At 45.4% G+C, this 16,467-nt stretch carries 13 protein-coding genes and 1 tRNA gene; 11 read left to right on the top strand and 3 right to left on the bottom strand.

Going from position 1 to position 16,467, the window contains the following annotated elements; translation table 11 throughout:
- Window positions 1–21: 21 nt before the first annotated feature.
- The 8 genes from G4O42_RS16695 to pgmB all read left to right on the top strand — a co-directional run bounded on the left by G4O42_RS16695 (window position 22) and on the right by pgmB (window position 10,832).
- A complete protein-coding gene (locus G4O42_RS16695) occupies window positions 22–1,791 on the top strand; it encodes a glycoside hydrolase family 13 protein (protein ID WP_032876258.1) in 1,770 nt (589 codons plus the stop codon).
- A gap of 93 nt (window positions 1,792–1,884) precedes the next feature.
- Window positions 1,885–3,141, top strand: a complete 1,257-nt coding sequence (locus tag G4O42_RS16690) for an extracellular solute-binding protein (RefSeq protein ID WP_032876261.1) — start codon at window positions 1,885–1,887, stop codon at window positions 3,139–3,141.
- A gap of 39 nt (window positions 3,142–3,180) precedes the next feature.
- Window positions 3,181–4,491, top strand: coding sequence for a carbohydrate ABC transporter permease (locus G4O42_RS16685; protein WP_032876264.1), 1,311 nt, complete (start codon window positions 3,181–3,183; stop codon window positions 4,489–4,491).
- Window positions 4,492–5,328, top strand: a complete 837-nt coding sequence (locus G4O42_RS16680; RefSeq protein WP_032876267.1) for a sugar ABC transporter permease — start codon at window positions 4,492–4,494, stop codon at window positions 5,326–5,328.
- Between the two features lie 4 nt (window positions 5,329–5,332).
- Window positions 5,333–6,217, top strand: coding sequence for a DUF1189 family protein (locus G4O42_RS16675; RefSeq protein ID WP_032876269.1), 885 nt, complete (start codon window positions 5,333–5,335; stop codon window positions 6,215–6,217).
- A complete protein-coding gene (locus tag G4O42_RS16670) occupies window positions 6,195–8,468 on the top strand; it encodes a glycoside hydrolase family 65 protein (protein WP_119516448.1) in 2,274 nt (757 codons plus the stop codon). Before G4O42_RS16675 ends, G4O42_RS16670 begins: the two co-directional genes overlap by 23 nt.
- The gene (locus G4O42_RS16665; protein WP_032876276.1) at window positions 8,461–10,146 is read left to right on the top strand and encodes a glycoside hydrolase family 13 protein; all 1,686 of its coding nucleotides are present in this window, start codon (window positions 8,461–8,463) and stop codon (window positions 10,144–10,146) included. The genes G4O42_RS16670 and G4O42_RS16665 overlap by 8 nt, the downstream gene beginning before the upstream one ends.
- Window positions 10,143–10,832, top strand: a complete 690-nt coding sequence (pgmB, locus tag G4O42_RS16660) for a beta-phosphoglucomutase (protein WP_032876279.1) — start codon at window positions 10,143–10,145, stop codon at window positions 10,830–10,832. The genes G4O42_RS16665 and pgmB overlap by 4 nt, the downstream gene beginning before the upstream one ends.
- A 44-nt stretch (window positions 10,833–10,876) precedes the next feature.
- Here pgmB and clpP read toward each other — a convergent pair whose 3' ends face one another.
- Both clpP and G4O42_RS16650 read right to left on the bottom strand, forming a co-directional pair.
- Window positions 10,877–11,473 (bottom strand): ATP-dependent Clp endopeptidase proteolytic subunit ClpP, encoded by a 597-nt coding sequence (gene clpP, locus G4O42_RS16655; RefSeq protein ID WP_003151513.1) that lies wholly within the window; start codon window positions 11,471–11,473, stop codon window positions 10,877–10,879.
- A gap of 243 nt (window positions 11,474–11,716) precedes the next feature.
- Window positions 11,717–12,691, bottom strand: coding sequence for a LacI family DNA-binding transcriptional regulator (locus G4O42_RS16650; protein ID WP_032876282.1), 975 nt, complete (start codon window positions 12,689–12,691; stop codon window positions 11,717–11,719).
- A 390-nt stretch (window positions 12,692–13,081) separates the two neighbouring features.
- Between G4O42_RS16650 and G4O42_RS16645 the strand changes: the two genes are divergently transcribed.
- From G4O42_RS16645 to G4O42_RS16635, 3 genes are all read left to right on the top strand, one after another.
- Window positions 13,082–14,314 carry an MFS transporter gene (locus tag G4O42_RS16645; RefSeq protein WP_007613980.1) on the top strand — a complete coding sequence of 411 codons (1,233 nt, stop codon included), beginning with the start codon at window positions 13,082–13,084 and terminating at the stop codon, window positions 14,312–14,314.
- A gap of 14 nt (window positions 14,315–14,328) precedes the next feature.
- Window positions 14,329–15,798: a glycoside hydrolase family 32 protein gene (locus G4O42_RS16640; RefSeq protein WP_032876285.1), complete on the top strand. Its 1,470-nt coding sequence runs from the start codon at window positions 14,329–14,331 to the stop codon at window positions 15,796–15,798.
- 206 nt (window positions 15,799–16,004) lie between these two features.
- Window positions 16,005–16,080: transfer RNA gene (locus tag G4O42_RS16635), tRNA-Arg, on the top strand.
- A 59-nt stretch (window positions 16,081–16,139) separates the two neighbouring features.
- Here G4O42_RS16635 and G4O42_RS16630 read toward each other — a convergent pair.
- On the bottom strand, window positions 16,140–16,451 hold the full coding sequence (locus tag G4O42_RS16630) for a hypothetical protein (protein ID WP_007613966.1): 312 nt from the start codon (window positions 16,449–16,451) through the stop codon (window positions 16,140–16,142).
- Window positions 16,452–16,467: the final 16 nt, after the last annotated feature.

The following is a 16,467-nucleotide window of genomic DNA, read 5'->3' as shown; positions in this document are numbered from 1 at the left end:
AGCCTATAAAAAGGGGGAAACATGATGGAATATGCCGCAATACACCATCAGCCGTTCAGTGCTGATGCTTATTCTTATGACGGGCGAACGGTGCATATCAAAATCCGGACGAAAAAAGGTGATGCTGATCAGATTCGATTGGTGTGGGGCGATCCTTATGAATACAGCGGCGGCAGATGGTCGGCAGCCGAGCAGCCAATGAGAAAAACAGCCGCAACCCAAAACCATGATTATTGGTTTGCTGAAGTGTCGCCGCCATTCAGGCGTTTGCAATATGCATTTATTGTCTCAGACCAGCATGAAAACATCTTTTTCGGAGCGTCAGGGGTCTGTCCTGTAAATAAAAAAACGCTGGAAACGATTCATTATTATTTTAAGCTTCCGTTTGTTCATGAGGCGGATACATTTCAAGCGCCTGAATGGGCGAAATCAACGGTTTGGTATCAAATTTTTCCGGAACGTTTTGCGAATGGAAGAGAAGACCTGTCACCGGAAGCTGCACTGCCTTGGGGGAGCAAGGACCCGGACGTTAATGATTTTTTTGGCGGAGATTTGCAGGGGATTATTGACAAGCTCGACTATTTAGAAGAATTAGGGGTGAACGGAATTTATTTGACTCCGATCTTCTCCTCTCCATCCAACCATAAATATGACACGCTGGATTACTATTCCATCGATCCGCATTTTGGGGATCGGGAGCTTTTCCGGACATTGGTCAGCCGGCTTCATGAGCGGGGAATGAAAATTATGCTTGATGCTGTTTTTAATCATATAGGCAGCGCTTCTCCGCAGTGGCAGGATGTTGTAAAACACGGGGCCCGGTCCCGCTACAAAGACTGGTTCCATATTCACTCTTTTCCTGTGAAAGAAGACAATTATGACAGGTTTGCGTTTACGCCTGATATGCCGAAGCTGAATACGGCTAATCCGGAAGTACAAAGGTATTTGTTTGAGATTGCTTTGTACTGGATTCGTGAATTTGACATTGACGGCTGGCGTTTAGATGTGGCAAATGAAGTGGATCACGCTTTTTGGAAGGCATTCAGGCAGGCTGTAACGGCCGAGAAGCCCGATCTTTATATTTTGGGAGAGATATGGCATTCATCGGAACCTTGGCTCAGAGGAGATGAGTTTCACGCCGTGATGAATTATCCTTTCACAGAGCCGATGATTGCTTATTTTGCTGACCGGGAGATTTCTGCTTCATCCATGGCCTATCGATTAAACGCGCACTTGATGAATGGGATGCGGCAGGCCAACGAGGTGATGTTTAATTTACTGGACAGCCATGATACAGAACGTCTTCTGACAAGGTGCGGAAATGATGAGAAAACAGCCCGCGCTCTGCTGGCCTTTATGTTTGCCCAGACAGGAGCGCCCTGCATCTACTACGGAACGGAAATCGGTCTGGACGGCGGGAGAGATCCATTATGCCGGAAGTGTATGATTTGGGAAAAGGAAAAGCAAAACCGGGAAATGCTCAGCTGTATGAAACGCTTAATCACCTTGCGCAAAAAAGAAAACGCTTTATTGACGTACGGGAGTCTTGAGTGGCATCTGCTTGATGATCAAAACGATTGTATCAGTTTTTCTAGGGTTTTCAATGGCAGGCAATTGATTTTCTATTTTAATCAGGGGAACCGGGCCGGGGAAATCCGTTTGCAAGATTTTAATATGGAGAGAAGCAGAAAAGTTTACGATGCGTGGACGGATCAGATCCTTCAACATGATGATGCTATTACTGTTCAGCCGGGAGAATTTTTGATTTTGAGCGCTGACGCCCCTGTCTGAATTCTGTTATCGGTAACAGGCTGAAAGGCTTTGAAACCGCTTTCTCTAACAGAGTAGAATTGTAATAGATTCATAATAAAAGGGGGAAAAGATATGGCGGGGTTCGTCAAAAAGGGATTGGCTTTATTGACGGCATCAGTTTTGGCATTCTGTCTCGGCGCCTGTTCAAATTCAAAGGAATCGGCCGGCGCTGACGGCAAAAAGGTACTGACCGTGTCCGTTGAAGAAACCTATAAAAAATATATTGAAAGCATTAAAGGAGAGTTTGAAAAAGAGAATCACGTCACAATCAACATTGCAGAAAAGCAAATGTTCGATCAGCTGGAGGCGCTTCCTTTGGACGGCCCGGCCGGCAATGCGCCTGACGTTATGCTTGCCGCATATGACCGGATCGGCAGTTTGGCGCAGCAAGGTCATTTGCTTGATCTAAAACCTGCCGATACAAAAAGCTTTGGAGATAAAGAGATGCAGCAGGTAACGTTTAACGGAAAGGTGTACGGAATGCCGCTGGTGATTGAGACGCTTGTTCTGTATTACAACAAAGATCTTATAAAAAAAGCGCCGGCAACATTTAAAGACCTTGAAGCATTAACAGAGGATCCCCGCTTTTCATTTGCTTCTGAAAAAGGAAAGTCAACGGGATTTTTAGCAAAGTGGACTGACTTTTATATGTCGTACGGTTTGCTATCCGGTTACGGCGGATATGTATTCGGGAAAAACGGCACAGATCCCGGGGATATCGGCCTGAACAATAAAGGGGCTGCAGAAGCGGTGAAATATGCGGAGAAATGGTTTAAAACGTATTGGCCAAAAGGCATGCAGGATAACTCAAGCGCAGACGATTTTATTCAGCAAATGTTTTTGGATAAGAAAGCGGCTGCAATCATCGGCGGGCCTTGGTCGGCTGCCAATTTTCAAGAGGCCGGCCTGAACTATGGAGCCGCTCCTATTCCGACATTGCCAAACGGAAAAGAATATGCTCCGTTTGCGGGCGGCAAAGGCTGGGTTGCTTCAAAATATACAAAGGAACCCGAGCTGGCTGAAAAATGGCTTGAGTATGCTGCAAATAATGACAATGCGTTCGCTTTTTATGAGGATACAAATGAAGTTCCGGCCAACACAGCCGCAAGGAAGAAAGCGGGGGAGCAAAAAAATGAGCTGGCGTCTGCTGTTATTAAACAATATGAGTCAGCGGCACCTGCGCCGAATATTCCTGAAATGGCCGAGGTATGGACTGGCGCTGAAAGTTTAATGTTTGATGCGGCTTCGGGGAAAAAAACAGCAAAAAAATCGGCGGATGATGCGGTAAACGTCATAAAAGAAAACATCAAAGAAAAGTATGTGAAATAAAATCGGAGGGGAAGTGTCCGTAAGAATAGAGGGCGAAAAATGAATAAAGATGGTACACTTTTACACCAAAAACGGAAGGCGCCATGGTTTTTATCGATCATTCCGGGAATTGGACAGATCGCGAATCAGCAGATATCAAAGGGGATCTTATTTCTGGTCATTACGAGTTTGTTTGCTGTTGAATTATGCGTCTTCGGTATTGAGGCGCTGACCGGATTGATTACCTTGGGAAGTGTTCCCGGTGAAGATCACTCACTGTTTATGCTGATTGAAGGCACGCTGCAATTGATCTTGACGCTGATTTTTCTCATGTTCTATATCTTTTCAGTTTATGATTTCCGTCATACCGCCGCTATGAAAGCGGCGGGTTTGAAGGTGAATACAGCGGCCAAGGATATCATCCGCCATGCGGGAGATAAAGGGTTTCCTTATTTATTTACACTGCCGGCATATCTCATGATGGTGTTTGTGATTATTTTTCCTGTTCTGGTGACTCTGTTTGTTGCTTTAACAAACTATGATTTTTATCATATACCGCCTAACAGTCTGATTGACTGGGTCGGCTTTAAAAATTTCTTGAATATCTTTTTTGTCGGTTCTTACCGGGAAACATTTGTGAATGTGCTGGGCTGGACCATGATATGGACAATCTGTGCAACAACGCTGCAAATCATTTTGGGGATCGTGACGGCACTTTTCGTGAACCAAGATTTTATTAAAGGCCGACGGATATTCCGAATGATTTTCTTATTTCCATGGGCTGTTCCGGCCTTTATCACAATTATGAGCTTTTCCAATATTTTTAATGACAGTATAGGGGCGATGAACACGCAGGTGATTCCATTAATAAACCACCTGCCGTTTGTGGAACTGCCGGCGATCGCGTGGAAGACTGATGCTTTCTGGACGAAGACCGCTCTGATTATGATTCAGACCTGGCTTGGCTTTCCTTATATTTATGTCATGGTAACGGGGGTCTTGCAGTCGATTCCGGGTGAATTGTATGAAGCCGCAAAGATTGACGGGGCTTCTTTTATGCAGCGCTTTCGCAATATTACATTACCGATGATTTTATTTGCGACAGCACCGGTGATGATTACACAATACACATTTAACTTTAATAATTTTTCGATCATTTATTTGTTTAATGAAGGCGGTCCGGGAAGCGCGGGAGCCGGTGCCGGGTCGACCGATATTTTAATATCCTGGATCTATAAACTGACAACCGGCACTTCTCCGCAATATGCTGTGGCAGCGGCCGTGACATTGTTAATTTCTTTCGTGGTCATTGGAATTTCCCTGATTGCTTTTAAAAAGTCAAATGCTTTCGGTAATGAGGAGGTGATGTAGATGGGTTCCAGAACGGCCGGAATGCTTACGAAAATCTGCACCTATTTGTTTTTGCTGGTTTTAAGCATTGTCATTTTATATCCGCTGCTGATTACGGCTTCCTCCGCTTTCCGTGCTGGAAATGTGACGGCTTTTCAGCTCGATTTCTCAGGTCCCTGGACTTTTGATCATTTTAAGCGGCTGTTTGAAGAGACGCTCTATCTTCATTGGTACAGCAATACGCTGATTATCGCGGTGTCAGTCATGGTATTGCAGGTCACGATTGTAACGCTTGCCGGGTATACGTACAGCCGCTATCGGTTTGCGGGGCGAAAAAAGAGTCTTGTCTTCTTTTTAATCATTCAAATGGTGCCCACAATGGCAGCGCTGACTGCTTTTTATGTATTGGCCATGCTGATAGGCGCTCTTGATCAATACTGGTTTTTGACAGCGATCTATATCGGCGGCGGAATTCCGATGAACACGTGGCTGATGAAAGGTTATTTTGATACAGTTCCGAGAGAAATTGATGAGGCTGCGCGAATGGATGGAGCGGGGCACTTCAGGATATTTGCCTCCATTGTGCTGCCGCTTGTGAAGCCGATGCTTGCCGTTCAAGCGCTTTGGGCGTTTATGGCGCCGTTCGGGGACTATTTACTGGCGAAGTTTTTGCTTCGCTCGCCGGAAAGGCTGACCATTGCAGTAGGATTGCAGTCGTTCATTTCAAATCCGCAGCAGCAAAAAGTCGCCCTGTTTGCGGCGGGGGCTATACTTGCCGCACTGCCGATATGCATCTTGTTCTTTTTTCTCCAAAAGAACTTTGTATCCGGGCTGGCGGCGGGCGGAACAAAGGGGTAGTTCAATGAAGAATGTGCAAAATGAAAGCTTTATGATCCGCAGTCTTAAAGCATCGGTGTCTCCGTCAGGTATTTGCCGTTACGGGAAAACATTCAGCTGGCTTCAGCTTTCCTTTCTCTTTATGTTTTTGACGTCCTGCCTTATGGCGCCGTTTACGATGTCGTTTTTGAAAATGGATCGCTTCAGCCTCAAATTGGTTATGCCTGCGGCGCTTTCTGCAGTGAATGATCGTTTTGCCGAACAATTAAACGGTATTCAAATCAGGAACGGAAAACTGACAGGCGGACAGCGTTTTGATCAAATTGAAGAGGGCAAACATCTGCTGGCAGTCGATATGGAGCATGAATGGAAACCAAACGGTGAAAATGGACGTTTGCGTGTAAAAGGATATGACAACGCGATCATATTCCAGCCTGACCGGCTGATTATGACCGACCAAAACGGAATGGGGTTTTCAGTTCGCTATGGGAAAGCGGACGCCAGGCTTACGGACCCGGGCGTATATGAGACGGAGGCTGTTATCGGGCAATTGTGGCTGGCACAGTATAAGCCGATGATCATGATGCTGGGGTGCGCAGTGATTTTTTTGATCCAGCTGTTTTTTACAGCTGTGCTTGCGGGAGGCATCTGGATGGCAAAATTATCAAAAATGATCGATATCGCGTCATGTAAGGAAGCAGCTTCTGCAGCGATTTGCGCATCGGCTCTGCCTGCATTCGCGGCAGCTGCTATCGGGCTGATCCGCTTTGATTTGATTACTGTATTAATGGTTCATACATGCGGCGTCACGTTGATGATTGCTTTTTTATTCAGATATATGGCCAAAACCCGCCGTCATTATGAAAATGTTCATTCGGGAGGAAGACATGATAAATCAGCGGTTGTTTGAGATTGATGAATGGAAAATCAAAACCAATACATTTCAAAAAGAGTATATACGGCTGCAGGAAAGCCTGACTTCTCTTGCCAACGGCTATATGGGCATCAGAGGGAATTTCGAAGAGGGGTATTCAGGCGGCAGCCATCAAGGCACATATATTGCGGGCGTGTGGTTCCCTGACAAAACGCGGGTAGGCTGGTGGAAAAACGGGTATCCGGACTATTTCGGAAAAGTGATCAATGCGATGAATTTTATTGGTATAGATGTGTATGTTGACGGTGAAAAAGTCGATCTCTATCAAAACCGACTCGAATCATTTGAGTTAGAGCTTCATATGAAAGAAGGAATTCTGAGGAGGAGCGCTGTTGTCCGTATTCAGGATAAAACCGTGCGAATCAAATCAGAACGATTTCTCAGCCTGGCCGTAAAAGAGCTATGTGCGATTCATTATGAAGCGGAGTGTCTGACAGGGGACGCCGTTATTACGCTTGTCCCTTATCTTGATGGCAATGTTGTAAACGAAGATTCAAACTATCAAGAGCTGTTTTGGCAGGAAAAAGAGACAGGAGCGGACTACCGCCGCGGTCACATAACGGCAAAAACGCTCGACAATCCGTTCGGAACGCCGCGTTTCACCGTCTCCGCCTTAATGGAAAATTTGACAGAAGGCTATGTCAGTCAAAGCTTTCAAACTTCCGGCATGTATGCTGAAAATCGCTTCAGCTATCAAAACAAAGCTTCATTGAAAAAGTTTATTGTTGTCACGACTTCACGCGATGTTCAAGAAGCAGAGCTTACTTCGAAAGGGGAGGAGCTTTTGGCGGCTATTCTTAAGCAAGGTTATGAAGAAGCGAGACAGCAGCATATTGCCAAGTGGAAGGAAAGATGGGCAAAAGCGGATATAGAGATAAAGGGAGATGAGGAACTTCAGCAAGGCATTCGCTACAATATCTTTCAGTTATTCTCGACATACTACGGGGCAGATGCCCGTTTGAACATCGGACCGAAAGGATTTACAGGCGAAAAATACGACGGTGCCGCCTATTGGGACACTGAGGCGTATGCCGTTCCGATGTATTTGGCGACAGCCGAGCCGGAAGTCACGAAAAACCTGCTTTTGTACCGCTATCACCATTTGGAGGCTGCCAAACGGAACGCCGCCAAGCTGGGGATGAAGGGGGCGCTTTATCCGATGGTGACGTTTACCGGAGATGAATGCCACAATGAGTGGGAGATTACGTTTGAAGAAATTCACCGCAACGGCGCGATTTGCTATGCGATCTGCAATTATGTCCAATATACAGGCGACCGTAACTATATGGAACAATACGGGATAGACGTTCTTGTGGCAGTCAGCAGGTTTTGGGCCGACCGTGTTCACTTCTCGAAACGAAAAAATAAGTATATGATTCACGGCGTCACAGGGCCGAATGAATATGAAAACAATGTCAACAACAATTGGTATACGAATGTCATTGCGGCTTGGACTTTGGATTATACTCTACAAAGTCTCGAAAGTATCTCAGCGGAGAAACGCCGCCTTCTGGATGTGCAGGAAGAAGAATTGAAAGTCTGGAGAGAAATCATCCAGCACATGTACTATCCGTATAGTGAAGAACTGCAAATTTTCGTTCAGCATGACACATTTTTGGACAAAGACCTGCAATCAGTTGACGAATTAGATCCAGCTGAACGGCCTCTTTATCAAAATTGGTCATGGGACAAAATCCTCCGCTCCAGCTTTATTAAACAAGCCGATGTGCTGCAAGGCATTTATTTATTTCCTGACCGTTTCTCTATAGACGAAAAACGCCGCAACTATGAATTTTATGAACCGATGACGGTTCATGAATCAAGCTTATCGCCCTCCATTCACGCGGTGCTCGCTGCCGAATTGAGGATGGAAAAAAAGGCGCTTGAATTATATAAGCGTACAGCAAGGCTTGATCTCGACAATTACAATCGTGATACGGAGGAAGGCCTTCACATTACTTCAATGACGGGAAGCTGGCTGGCGATCGTCCAAGGGTTTGCCGGTATGCGTACTTTAAAAGGAACGCTCTCATTCACCCCATTTTTGCCGAATGAATGGGACGGTTACTCGTTCCATATCAATTATCAAAACCGCTTGATCAAGGTGACGGTCGAAGAAAGGCGCGCCATTTTTGAGCTTGTCAAAGGCGAACCGGTGTCCATCACAGTTTATGGAGAGCCAATGGTGCTGAATGAACGATGTGAAAGGAGAATGCCTGATGAGTGAGTGGTGGAAAGAAGCTGTCGTGTATCAAATTTATCCGCGCAGTTTTTATGATTCCAATGGAGATGGATTTGGGGATTTACAAGGCATTATCAAAAAGCTTGATTATATCAAAAGACTTGGCGCGGATGTGATCTGGCTGTCGCCCGTGTTTGATTCTCCGCAGGATGACAACGGCTATGACATCAGTGACTACAAAAACATGTACGAAAAATTCGGAACAAATGAAGATATGTTTCAGTTAATTGATGAAGTGCATCAGCGCGGAATGAAAATCATCATGGATCTGGTCGTGAACCACACGTCGGATGAGCATACCTGGTTTGTTGAAAGCCACAAGTCGAAGGATAATCCTTACCGGAACTATTATTTTTGGAAAGACCCGAAACCGGACGGTTCTGAGCCTAATAATTGGGGATCGATTTTTTCAGGCTCGGCGTGGACGTTCGATGAAGGGACGGGACAGTATTATTTGCACTACTTTTCGAAAAAACAGCCTGATTTAAATTGGGAAAATGAAGCCGTTCGCCGGGAAGTGTATGATCTGATGAAGTTCTGGATGGATAAAGGCGTTGACGGCTGGCGGATGGATGTGATCGGCTCCATTTCCAAACATACCGATTTTCCGGACTATGAAACAGATGCCAGCCGCCCCCATATTGTCGGCCGTTATCACTCTAACGGCCCCCGTCTGCATGAATTTATTCAAGAAATGAACAGGGAAGTGCTTTCTCATTACGACTGCATGACAGTCGGAGAGGCAAACGGTTCTGATATTGAAGAGGCGAAAAAATATACGGATGCAGGCAGGCAAGAGCTGAATATGATCTTTACATTTGAACATATGGATATCGATACAGAACAAAACTCGCCAAATGGGAAATGGCAGATCAAGCCGTTTGATGTGATTGCTTTAAAACAAACGATGACAAGGTGGCAGACCGGGTTGATGAATAGCGGCTGGAATACCTTGTATTTTGAGAATCATGATCAGCCGCGGGTGATTTCCCGCTGGGGCAATGACGGTGAGCTGCGAAAACAGTGTGCGAAAGCATTTGCAACGGTTCTCCACGGGATGAAAGGAACGCCGTTTATTTACCAGGGAGAAGAAATCGGCATGGTCAACAGTGATATGCCGCTGGAGATGTATGACGATCTCGAGATCAAAAACGCATACCGTGAACTAGTCATCGAAAACAAGACGATGACGAAGGAAGACTTCCGGAAAGCCGCGGCGAAGAAAGGGCGGGATCACGCGAGGACGCCGATGCAATGGGATGCAGGAAAACATGCCGGATTCACAGCCGGAGACCCTTGGTTAGCGCTCAATTCCCGCTTTCAAGAAATCAATGTGAAAGAATCCCTGGAAGATCAAGATTCAATTTTCTATTACTATCAGAAGCTCATTCAATTACGAAAGCAATATAAGATCATGGTATACGGAGATTATCAGCTGCTGCTGGAAGATGATCCGCAAATCTATTGTTATATCCGTAAATATCAAGGGAAAAAGCTTCTCGTCGTTGTGAATTTATCGGAAGACAAGGCCCAGTTCGAAGCGCCTCCGGAACTGATTCATGAGCGTTGGAAAGTGCTGATTTCGAACTATCCGGAGGAGCGGGCTGACTTGAAGCGTATCAGCCTCAAACCATATGAAGCTGTGATGGGCATCAGCATATGAAAGCGGTTATTTTTGATTTAGACGGAGTGATAACAGATACTGCTGAATATCATTTTCTCGCTTGGAAATATACGGCGGAACAAATCGATATTCCCCTTGACAGAAGTGTGAATGAAAGCCTGAAAGGAATCAGCCGGGAAGCGTCACTTGAAAGGATCCTTATTTTTGGCGGAGCGGAAAAAAGGTTTACACATGCGGAGAAACAAGAACTGCTGCATCAAAAAAACCAATATTATCAAACGTTGATCAGCAGATTGACGCCGGAAGATCTCTTGCCGGGAATCGGCAGGCTTCTTTGTGAATTAAAAAATGAAAATATAAAAATCGGGTTAGCATCTTCTAGTCGCAATGCCCGCGCGATCTTAAAACGTTTGGCGATTATCGATGATTTTCAAGCCATTGTTGACCCGGCGGCTCTTGCGAAGGGGAAGCCTGATCCCGAAATCTTTTTAACAGCTGCAGCGCTGCTCGGTGTTTCCACGGCTGAATGCGCGGCAATAGAAGATGCTGAAGCAGGAATAGCTGCAATCAAATCTGCTGGGATGTTCGCGGTCGGTGTCGGGCGTGAACAGTCGATGCTTGGTGCTGATCTGGTTGTGAGGCAAACCGGTGAATTGTCGTTTGAGCTGTTGAAGGAAGAATGGAAGCAGTATAGGGGAAAGGTTTTAAAAAGCACCAGAGAGTGAAAAAAACCTGCAAGAGACATCATCTCTTGCAGGTTTTTTGGGCATTACTTCTGGTCTTCTGTATTGCGTGTCAGCACTTTATCGATTAAGCCGTATTCTAAGGCTTCATCAGCTGATTTGAAGTTGTCGCGGTCTGTATCGCGCTCAATGACTTCAAGCGGCTGGCCGGTACGTTCAGCAAGCACTTTGTTTAATTTGTCGCGAAGCAAGAGAATGCGTTTTGCAGCGATTTCAATTTCTGTCGCCTGTCCTTGCGCTCCGCCAAGCGGCTGGTGAATCATAACTTCACTGTTAGGAAGCGCGTAACGTTTGCCTTTTTCTCCGGCTGCAAGTAAAAATGCTCCCATAGAAGCGGCCATACCGATGCAGATCGTGGATACTTTCGGTTTAATGAACTGCATTGTATCATAGATTGCCATACCGGCAGTGATTGATCCGCCAGGGCTGTTAATGTAAATGGAAATATCTTTTTCAGGGTCTTCCGCTTCAAGGAATAAAAGCTGTGACACGATGGAGTTCGCAACGTTGTCATCAATCGCAGATCCAAGCATGATAATACGGTCCTTCAAAAGACGGGAGTAAATATCATAAGCTCTTTCTCCGCGGTTCGTTTGTTCAATGACTGTAGGTATTAAATTCATAATGCTCCTCCTTCACCTTTTAGGTAAGTATGTATTTACATGATACATTTTTGGTCAATAAAGGTCAAACAAAACGCTGACCAAAATGCCAACCTTTTCTTCTAACACCATTTTTCCCATAAAACAAAAAGTTCAAACAGCAAAGTGGAAATGAGGATGATCAGCACCGGCGCTTGAGAAAATGATATGGCGGGAGCGCTCAAAATAGACCGCAATCGCGTCGCTACGTACTGAAGGGTCTGACTACGTTGTCCGCCCTTCCAAAAGCCGTACCGGCAAATACGTTTCCAGCGGCAAATCATCAAATTCGCCTTCAATTTCTTTTGCTAAAATCTCGATGGCTGTTTTGGAAATCAATTCAATCGGCTGCTGGATGGTTGCCAAGTCCGGCAGAACCGATTGAACGGTTTCAGTGCCGTCATAACCGATCACTTTTAATTGATTCGGGATGTCTATTCCCCGTTTTTTGGCCTCGGTCATCACGGCAGCCGCCATGATATCATCGCTGGCAAAAATTCCGTCGGTGTCAGGCTGTTCATCGAATAATGTTGAAATAATGTCATGGTAATGCTGATAAAAGGGTACTTCATATGTAATAGGCTTTTGTCCGTGTTCATGCATGACGTCTTCGTATGCTTTTCTTCTGAGGTTTGCCGGTGTCTCGAGTTCAAGCGGGCCGTTGACATGGACGATGTGCCGGCACCCTTTTTCAATCAGCAGTTCTGCCGCCTTTTTTCCGCCGTTATAGTTGTCTGAGCCGACGACGGGAATCGTGTCCGATAAGTAATGATCAATGGCGACAATCGGCAGATTTTGCTTGTGATAATTGAGAATTCCCCGGTTGTAAGTCACGGCGATCACGCCGTCCACTTGGTTTCTTATCAGCATCTCCAAATATTTTTCTTCCTTATCCTTTCGATGTAAACTGTTGCAAAGCAGCAGTTTGTAGCCCATGGACGTACAAATGCTTTCAATATGAAAGGCGAGTTCGCCGAAAAACGGATTGCTGGAGTTTGGGATGATAAGTCCTATTAAATTGGTTCGTTTTCGGAATAAAGAGCGGGCCAGATCGTTTGGAAAGTAATTGATTTCTTCCATCGCCTTGTACACTTTTTCTTTTGTTTTTTCGCTGATATAGCCGCGGTTATTTAATACCCGCGAAACGGTTGTGGATGAAACTCCCGCTATTTTCGCAACATCATGAATGTTAGGCTTCATTCCCGTGCCCTCCTGCTTACTGAAATGGCTTACAATTTCCGTCACGCACTTATTTTAGAGAATCAGGCTGACATGTGCAAGGACATTCCATGTTTCTGTTTTCATATAAAGAGGGTGCGTTTTGTTTGATTGAAATAATCAGAAAATTGTATGTCAACCGATTGACATATGAAACCGGTTGACATACAATTCTTTTTGAAAGCGCTTTATTTGCGGAGTGAAGGGAAGTGACGGGTATGGAGAGATGGCTGGCGGCAATAAAGTGAAAGAATTAAGCAGCGATAGAAAGTAAGCGCTTACTCGGAGCTCGCATGTATGTGATGAAAATGAAGAAGGAAGTATGCGGCTCTAAAACGGCTATTAAAAGGTCCTCTAAAAGGAGCGGTGCAAATGAAAAGCTCAAAAAGTCTGTATTGGAAACTGAGTGCTTATTTCTTCTTTTTCTTTTTTACTTGGTCTTCCAGCTATTCTTTATTTGCGATTTGGTTAGGGCAGGAAATCAATTTAAACGGATCAGCGACAGGCATTATCTTTTCTGTAAACGCCGTATTTGCCCTGTGCATGCAGCCTCTTTACGGTTTTATCTCTGACAAATTGGGGCTGAAGAAAAAGATATTGTTTATGATCAGCTGTCTTCTCATATTCACGGGTCCGTTTTATATCTTCGTCTATGGGCCGCTTTTACAATACAACGTCTTTCTTGGCGCCGTTGTCGGAGGCTTATATTTGGGAGCCGCTTTTTTGGCGGGGATAGGCGCGATTGAAACGTACATTGAAAAGGTCAGCCGTAAGTATGATTTCGAGTATGGAAAATCAAGAATGTGGGGCTCGCTGGGCTGGGCGGCGGCTGCATTTTTTGCAGGGCAGCTTTTCAATATCAATCCCAATATCAACTTCTGGATCGCGTCTGTTTCAGCCGTCATATTAACGGCCATTATCATGTCTGTGAAAATAGAAATGACCGATCATGAGAAAAACAGAGCGGATTCGGTCCGGTTAAAAGATGTGGGGCGGCTCTTTTTACTAAGAGATTTCTGGTTTTTTATGATGTACATTATCGGGGTGACTTGCATTTACGGTGTATATGATCAGCAGTTCCCGATCTATTATGCGTCTTTGTTTCCTTCAGTGTCGACGGGTAACCAAGTATTCGGCTATCTGAATTCATTCCAGGTGTTTTTGGAGGCCGGCATGATGTTTCTTGCGCCTTTTATCGTCAATAAGTTCGGGGCGAAAAACAGTTTGATTTTAGCGGGGTTTTTAATGGCTTTCCGCATCGTCGGGTCCGGAATTGCAGTTGAGCCTGTAGGCATTTCATCAATGAAACTCATCCACGCACTGGAATTGCCGATTATGCTGATCGCCGTTTTTAAATATTTGGCTGCCAATTTTGATACGCGTCTGTCGTCCGTCCTTTATCTCGTCGGTTTTCAATTCGCATCTCAGGCAGGCGCGTCGATTCTGTCGCCGCTTGCGGGAGGATTATATGACAGTGCGGGGTTCCGTCAAACCTATCTCATCATGGGAATCGTCGTCTTTGGTTTTACCGTCATCTCCATATTTACTTTATTGGGCCCGAAACAAAACAGCAGGCGTGTCCAGCGTCTGCAAAAAATCGGATAGAGAGGATGTTACAAATGGATAGAATTCAGCAGGCGGAAGAAGCTTTGAAGGAAGCCGAGGGTAAAGTGAAACAAAGATATCGATTGGGGTACCATATTATGCCCCGGGCGAATTGGATCAATGATCCGAACGGGCTTATTCAGTTTAAAGGAGAATACCACGTCTTTTTTCAGCATCATCCGTATGATGAGCATTGGGGGCCGATGCATTGGGGACATGTAAAAAGTAAAGATCTCATTCATTGGGAGCACCTGCCGGTTGCCTTAGCTCCGGGGGATGAATTCGACCAAAGCGGCTGTTTTTCGGGAAGCGCGGTCGATGATCATGGAAGATTGGCCCTCATCTATACAGGCCATAATATAATTGATCAAGAGAAAGACCTATTCTATCAAACTCAAAATATCGCTGTCAGCCAAGATGGAACCGTGTTTGAAAAGCTTCAGGAAAACCCCGTTATTGCGGAACCGCCGGAAGACAGCGCCCGTCATTTCCGCGATCCGAAAGTATGGAAGCATCGCGATGTTTGGTATATGGTCATCGGCAACTCTTCAAAAGAAAACGTCGGACGGGTCGTTTTATACCGTTCACCTGATTTGCGTGATTGGGAATACGCGGGGGTTCTCGCCCAAAGTGACGGGAATCTCGGCTATATGTGGGAATGTCCTGATTTCTTTGAATTAGGCGGCAAGCATGTCCTGCTGATTTCGCCCCAGGGGATCGAGGCGGACGGTGATTCCTATCAAAATTTACATCAAACCGGTTATTTAATCGGTGACTATCATGATGAAACAAACAAATTTACACACGGCGCTTTTAAAGAACTGGATCACGGCCATGACTTTTACGCCGTGCAAACATTATTAGATGATAAAGGACGCAGAATTGCTATCGGCTGGATGGATATGTGGGAATCTGAGATGCCGACAAAAGCGGACGGATGGTGCGGTGCACTGACTTTGCCGCGAGAACTGACTTTGCGTGATGATCATAAACTTTTGATGAATCCCGTGGAAGAAACCAAGCAACTGCGGAAAATAGAATATCGGGAATGTGCCGGACGATCGCTTTCAGGGAGTTACTTGGCAAAGACGTCGGAAGACCTGCTTGAAGTCCGAGTCGTGTTTGATATAAACGATTCTGATGCCGAAACGGCAGGTTTTAAGATTCGCGGCCTTGACGAAGAAGAACTTGTGCTGACATACAATCTAACGGATAAAAAGCTGACACTTGATTGCTCCAAGATGGGGAAAGCGAAAGACGGTGTGAGAAGGGTGCAGACGGATACAAACGGCAAGCTGGCACTGCGTATCTTTATTGACAGATCCTCGATTGAAGTATTCGCCAATCATGGAGAAACAACGATGACAAGCCGTATCTATCCGAATGAAGGCAGATTGGGGATTGAGCTGTTTTCTGAGAAAGGCGCCGTAAAGGTTGAGGAATTCACCTATTGGACGTTAAAGGACATTTGGAAAAGAAGCTGAAACGTGTTTTTTCTGAAGTGACTGGAAATGTACCGATCCGGGGGCAGTCCGCCTGAAATGAGTTTTTTGTGAAAATCAATGCCGGTAAACGATGCAGGATTATGCTGCATGAGGACGCTGCATAATCCTGTTGTGTATTATCAAAAAAGAGTTGCTTTCTGTGCGTTTCTTTATTATAATATAAAGGTATCTGATTGAAAAAATGTGCGCTCGTAGCTCAGTTGGATAGAGCGGTGGTTTCCGGTACCACGTCTGTCGGGGGTTCGAATCCCTCCGAGCGCGTCTCAGTTAAGACGATAGAAAAAACCTCGCAGATGATAAATCTGCGGGGTTTTTTTATTTTATCTTGTTTTGAAACTGTTAACGAATGTGTCTCTGTTATGTTCGGTTCCGGCAATCAGCCGCGCACTTTCACTGATCCGCTGTGCGAGAGCTTTTTGCGCCTTACCTTCAAAGCTGTTCAATAGTGCTGAATACACTTCATATAATTCATCTTTCAACGTATCCATTTCGAATGTCGGTTTCAGCGTTCGGCGCACTGTCTCCAGTTTTGTCCCCGCTGCCTGTGTCATGACGGTTTTCAGCATCTGCCGCTGTAGCCTTTTCTTCATCGGGTCGTCCTTGTGTTCTAAAAGTTCGTCTAATGTCGGCATTATGTATCCACCTCTA

The sequence above is a fragment of the Bacillus sp. LUNF1 genome (genome assembly GCF_011008975.1).
Lineage (GTDB): Bacteria > Bacillota > Bacilli > Bacillales > Bacillaceae > Bacillus > Bacillus velezensis.
This window is presented reverse-complemented; position numbering and strand designations above follow the sequence as displayed.

Excerpts from the sequence above, each read along its gene's own strand:
- G4O42_RS16695 (WP_032876258.1), top strand. The coding sequence starts at position 22 with ATGATGGAATATGCCGCAATACACCATCAGCCGTTCAGTGCTGATGCT.
- G4O42_RS16690 (WP_032876261.1), top strand. The coding sequence starts at position 1,885 with ATGGCGGGGTTCGTCAAAAAGGGATTGGCTTTATTGACGGCATCAGTT.
- G4O42_RS16685 (WP_032876264.1), top strand. The coding sequence starts at position 3,181 with ATGAATAAAGATGGTACACTTTTACACCAAAAACGGAAGGCGCCATGG.
- G4O42_RS16680 (WP_032876267.1), top strand. The coding sequence starts at position 4,492 with ATGGGTTCCAGAACGGCCGGAATGCTTACGAAAATCTGCACCTATTTG.
- G4O42_RS16675 (WP_032876269.1), top strand. The coding sequence starts at position 5,333 with ATGAAGAATGTGCAAAATGAAAGCTTTATGATCCGCAGTCTTAAAGCA.
- G4O42_RS16670 (WP_119516448.1), top strand. The coding sequence starts at position 6,195 with ATGATAAATCAGCGGTTGTTTGAGATTGATGAATGGAAAATCAAAACC.
- G4O42_RS16665 (WP_032876276.1), top strand. The coding sequence starts at position 8,461 with ATGAGTGAGTGGTGGAAAGAAGCTGTCGTGTATCAAATTTATCCGCGC.
- pgmB (WP_032876279.1), top strand. The coding sequence starts at position 10,143 with ATGAAAGCGGTTATTTTTGATTTAGACGGAGTGATAACAGATACTGCT.
- clpP (WP_003151513.1), bottom strand. The coding sequence starts at position 11,473 with ATGAATTTAATACCTACAGTCATTGAACAAACGAACCGCGGAGAAAGA.
- G4O42_RS16650 (WP_032876282.1), bottom strand. The coding sequence starts at position 12,691 with ATGAAGCCTAACATTCATGATGTTGCGAAAATAGCGGGAGTTTCATCC.
- G4O42_RS16645 (WP_007613980.1), top strand. The coding sequence starts at position 13,082 with ATGAAAAGCTCAAAAAGTCTGTATTGGAAACTGAGTGCTTATTTCTTC.
- G4O42_RS16640 (WP_032876285.1), top strand. The coding sequence starts at position 14,329 with ATGGATAGAATTCAGCAGGCGGAAGAAGCTTTGAAGGAAGCCGAGGGT.
- G4O42_RS16630 (WP_007613966.1), bottom strand. The coding sequence starts at position 16,451 with ATGCCGACATTAGACGAACTTTTAGAACACAAGGACGACCCGATGAAG.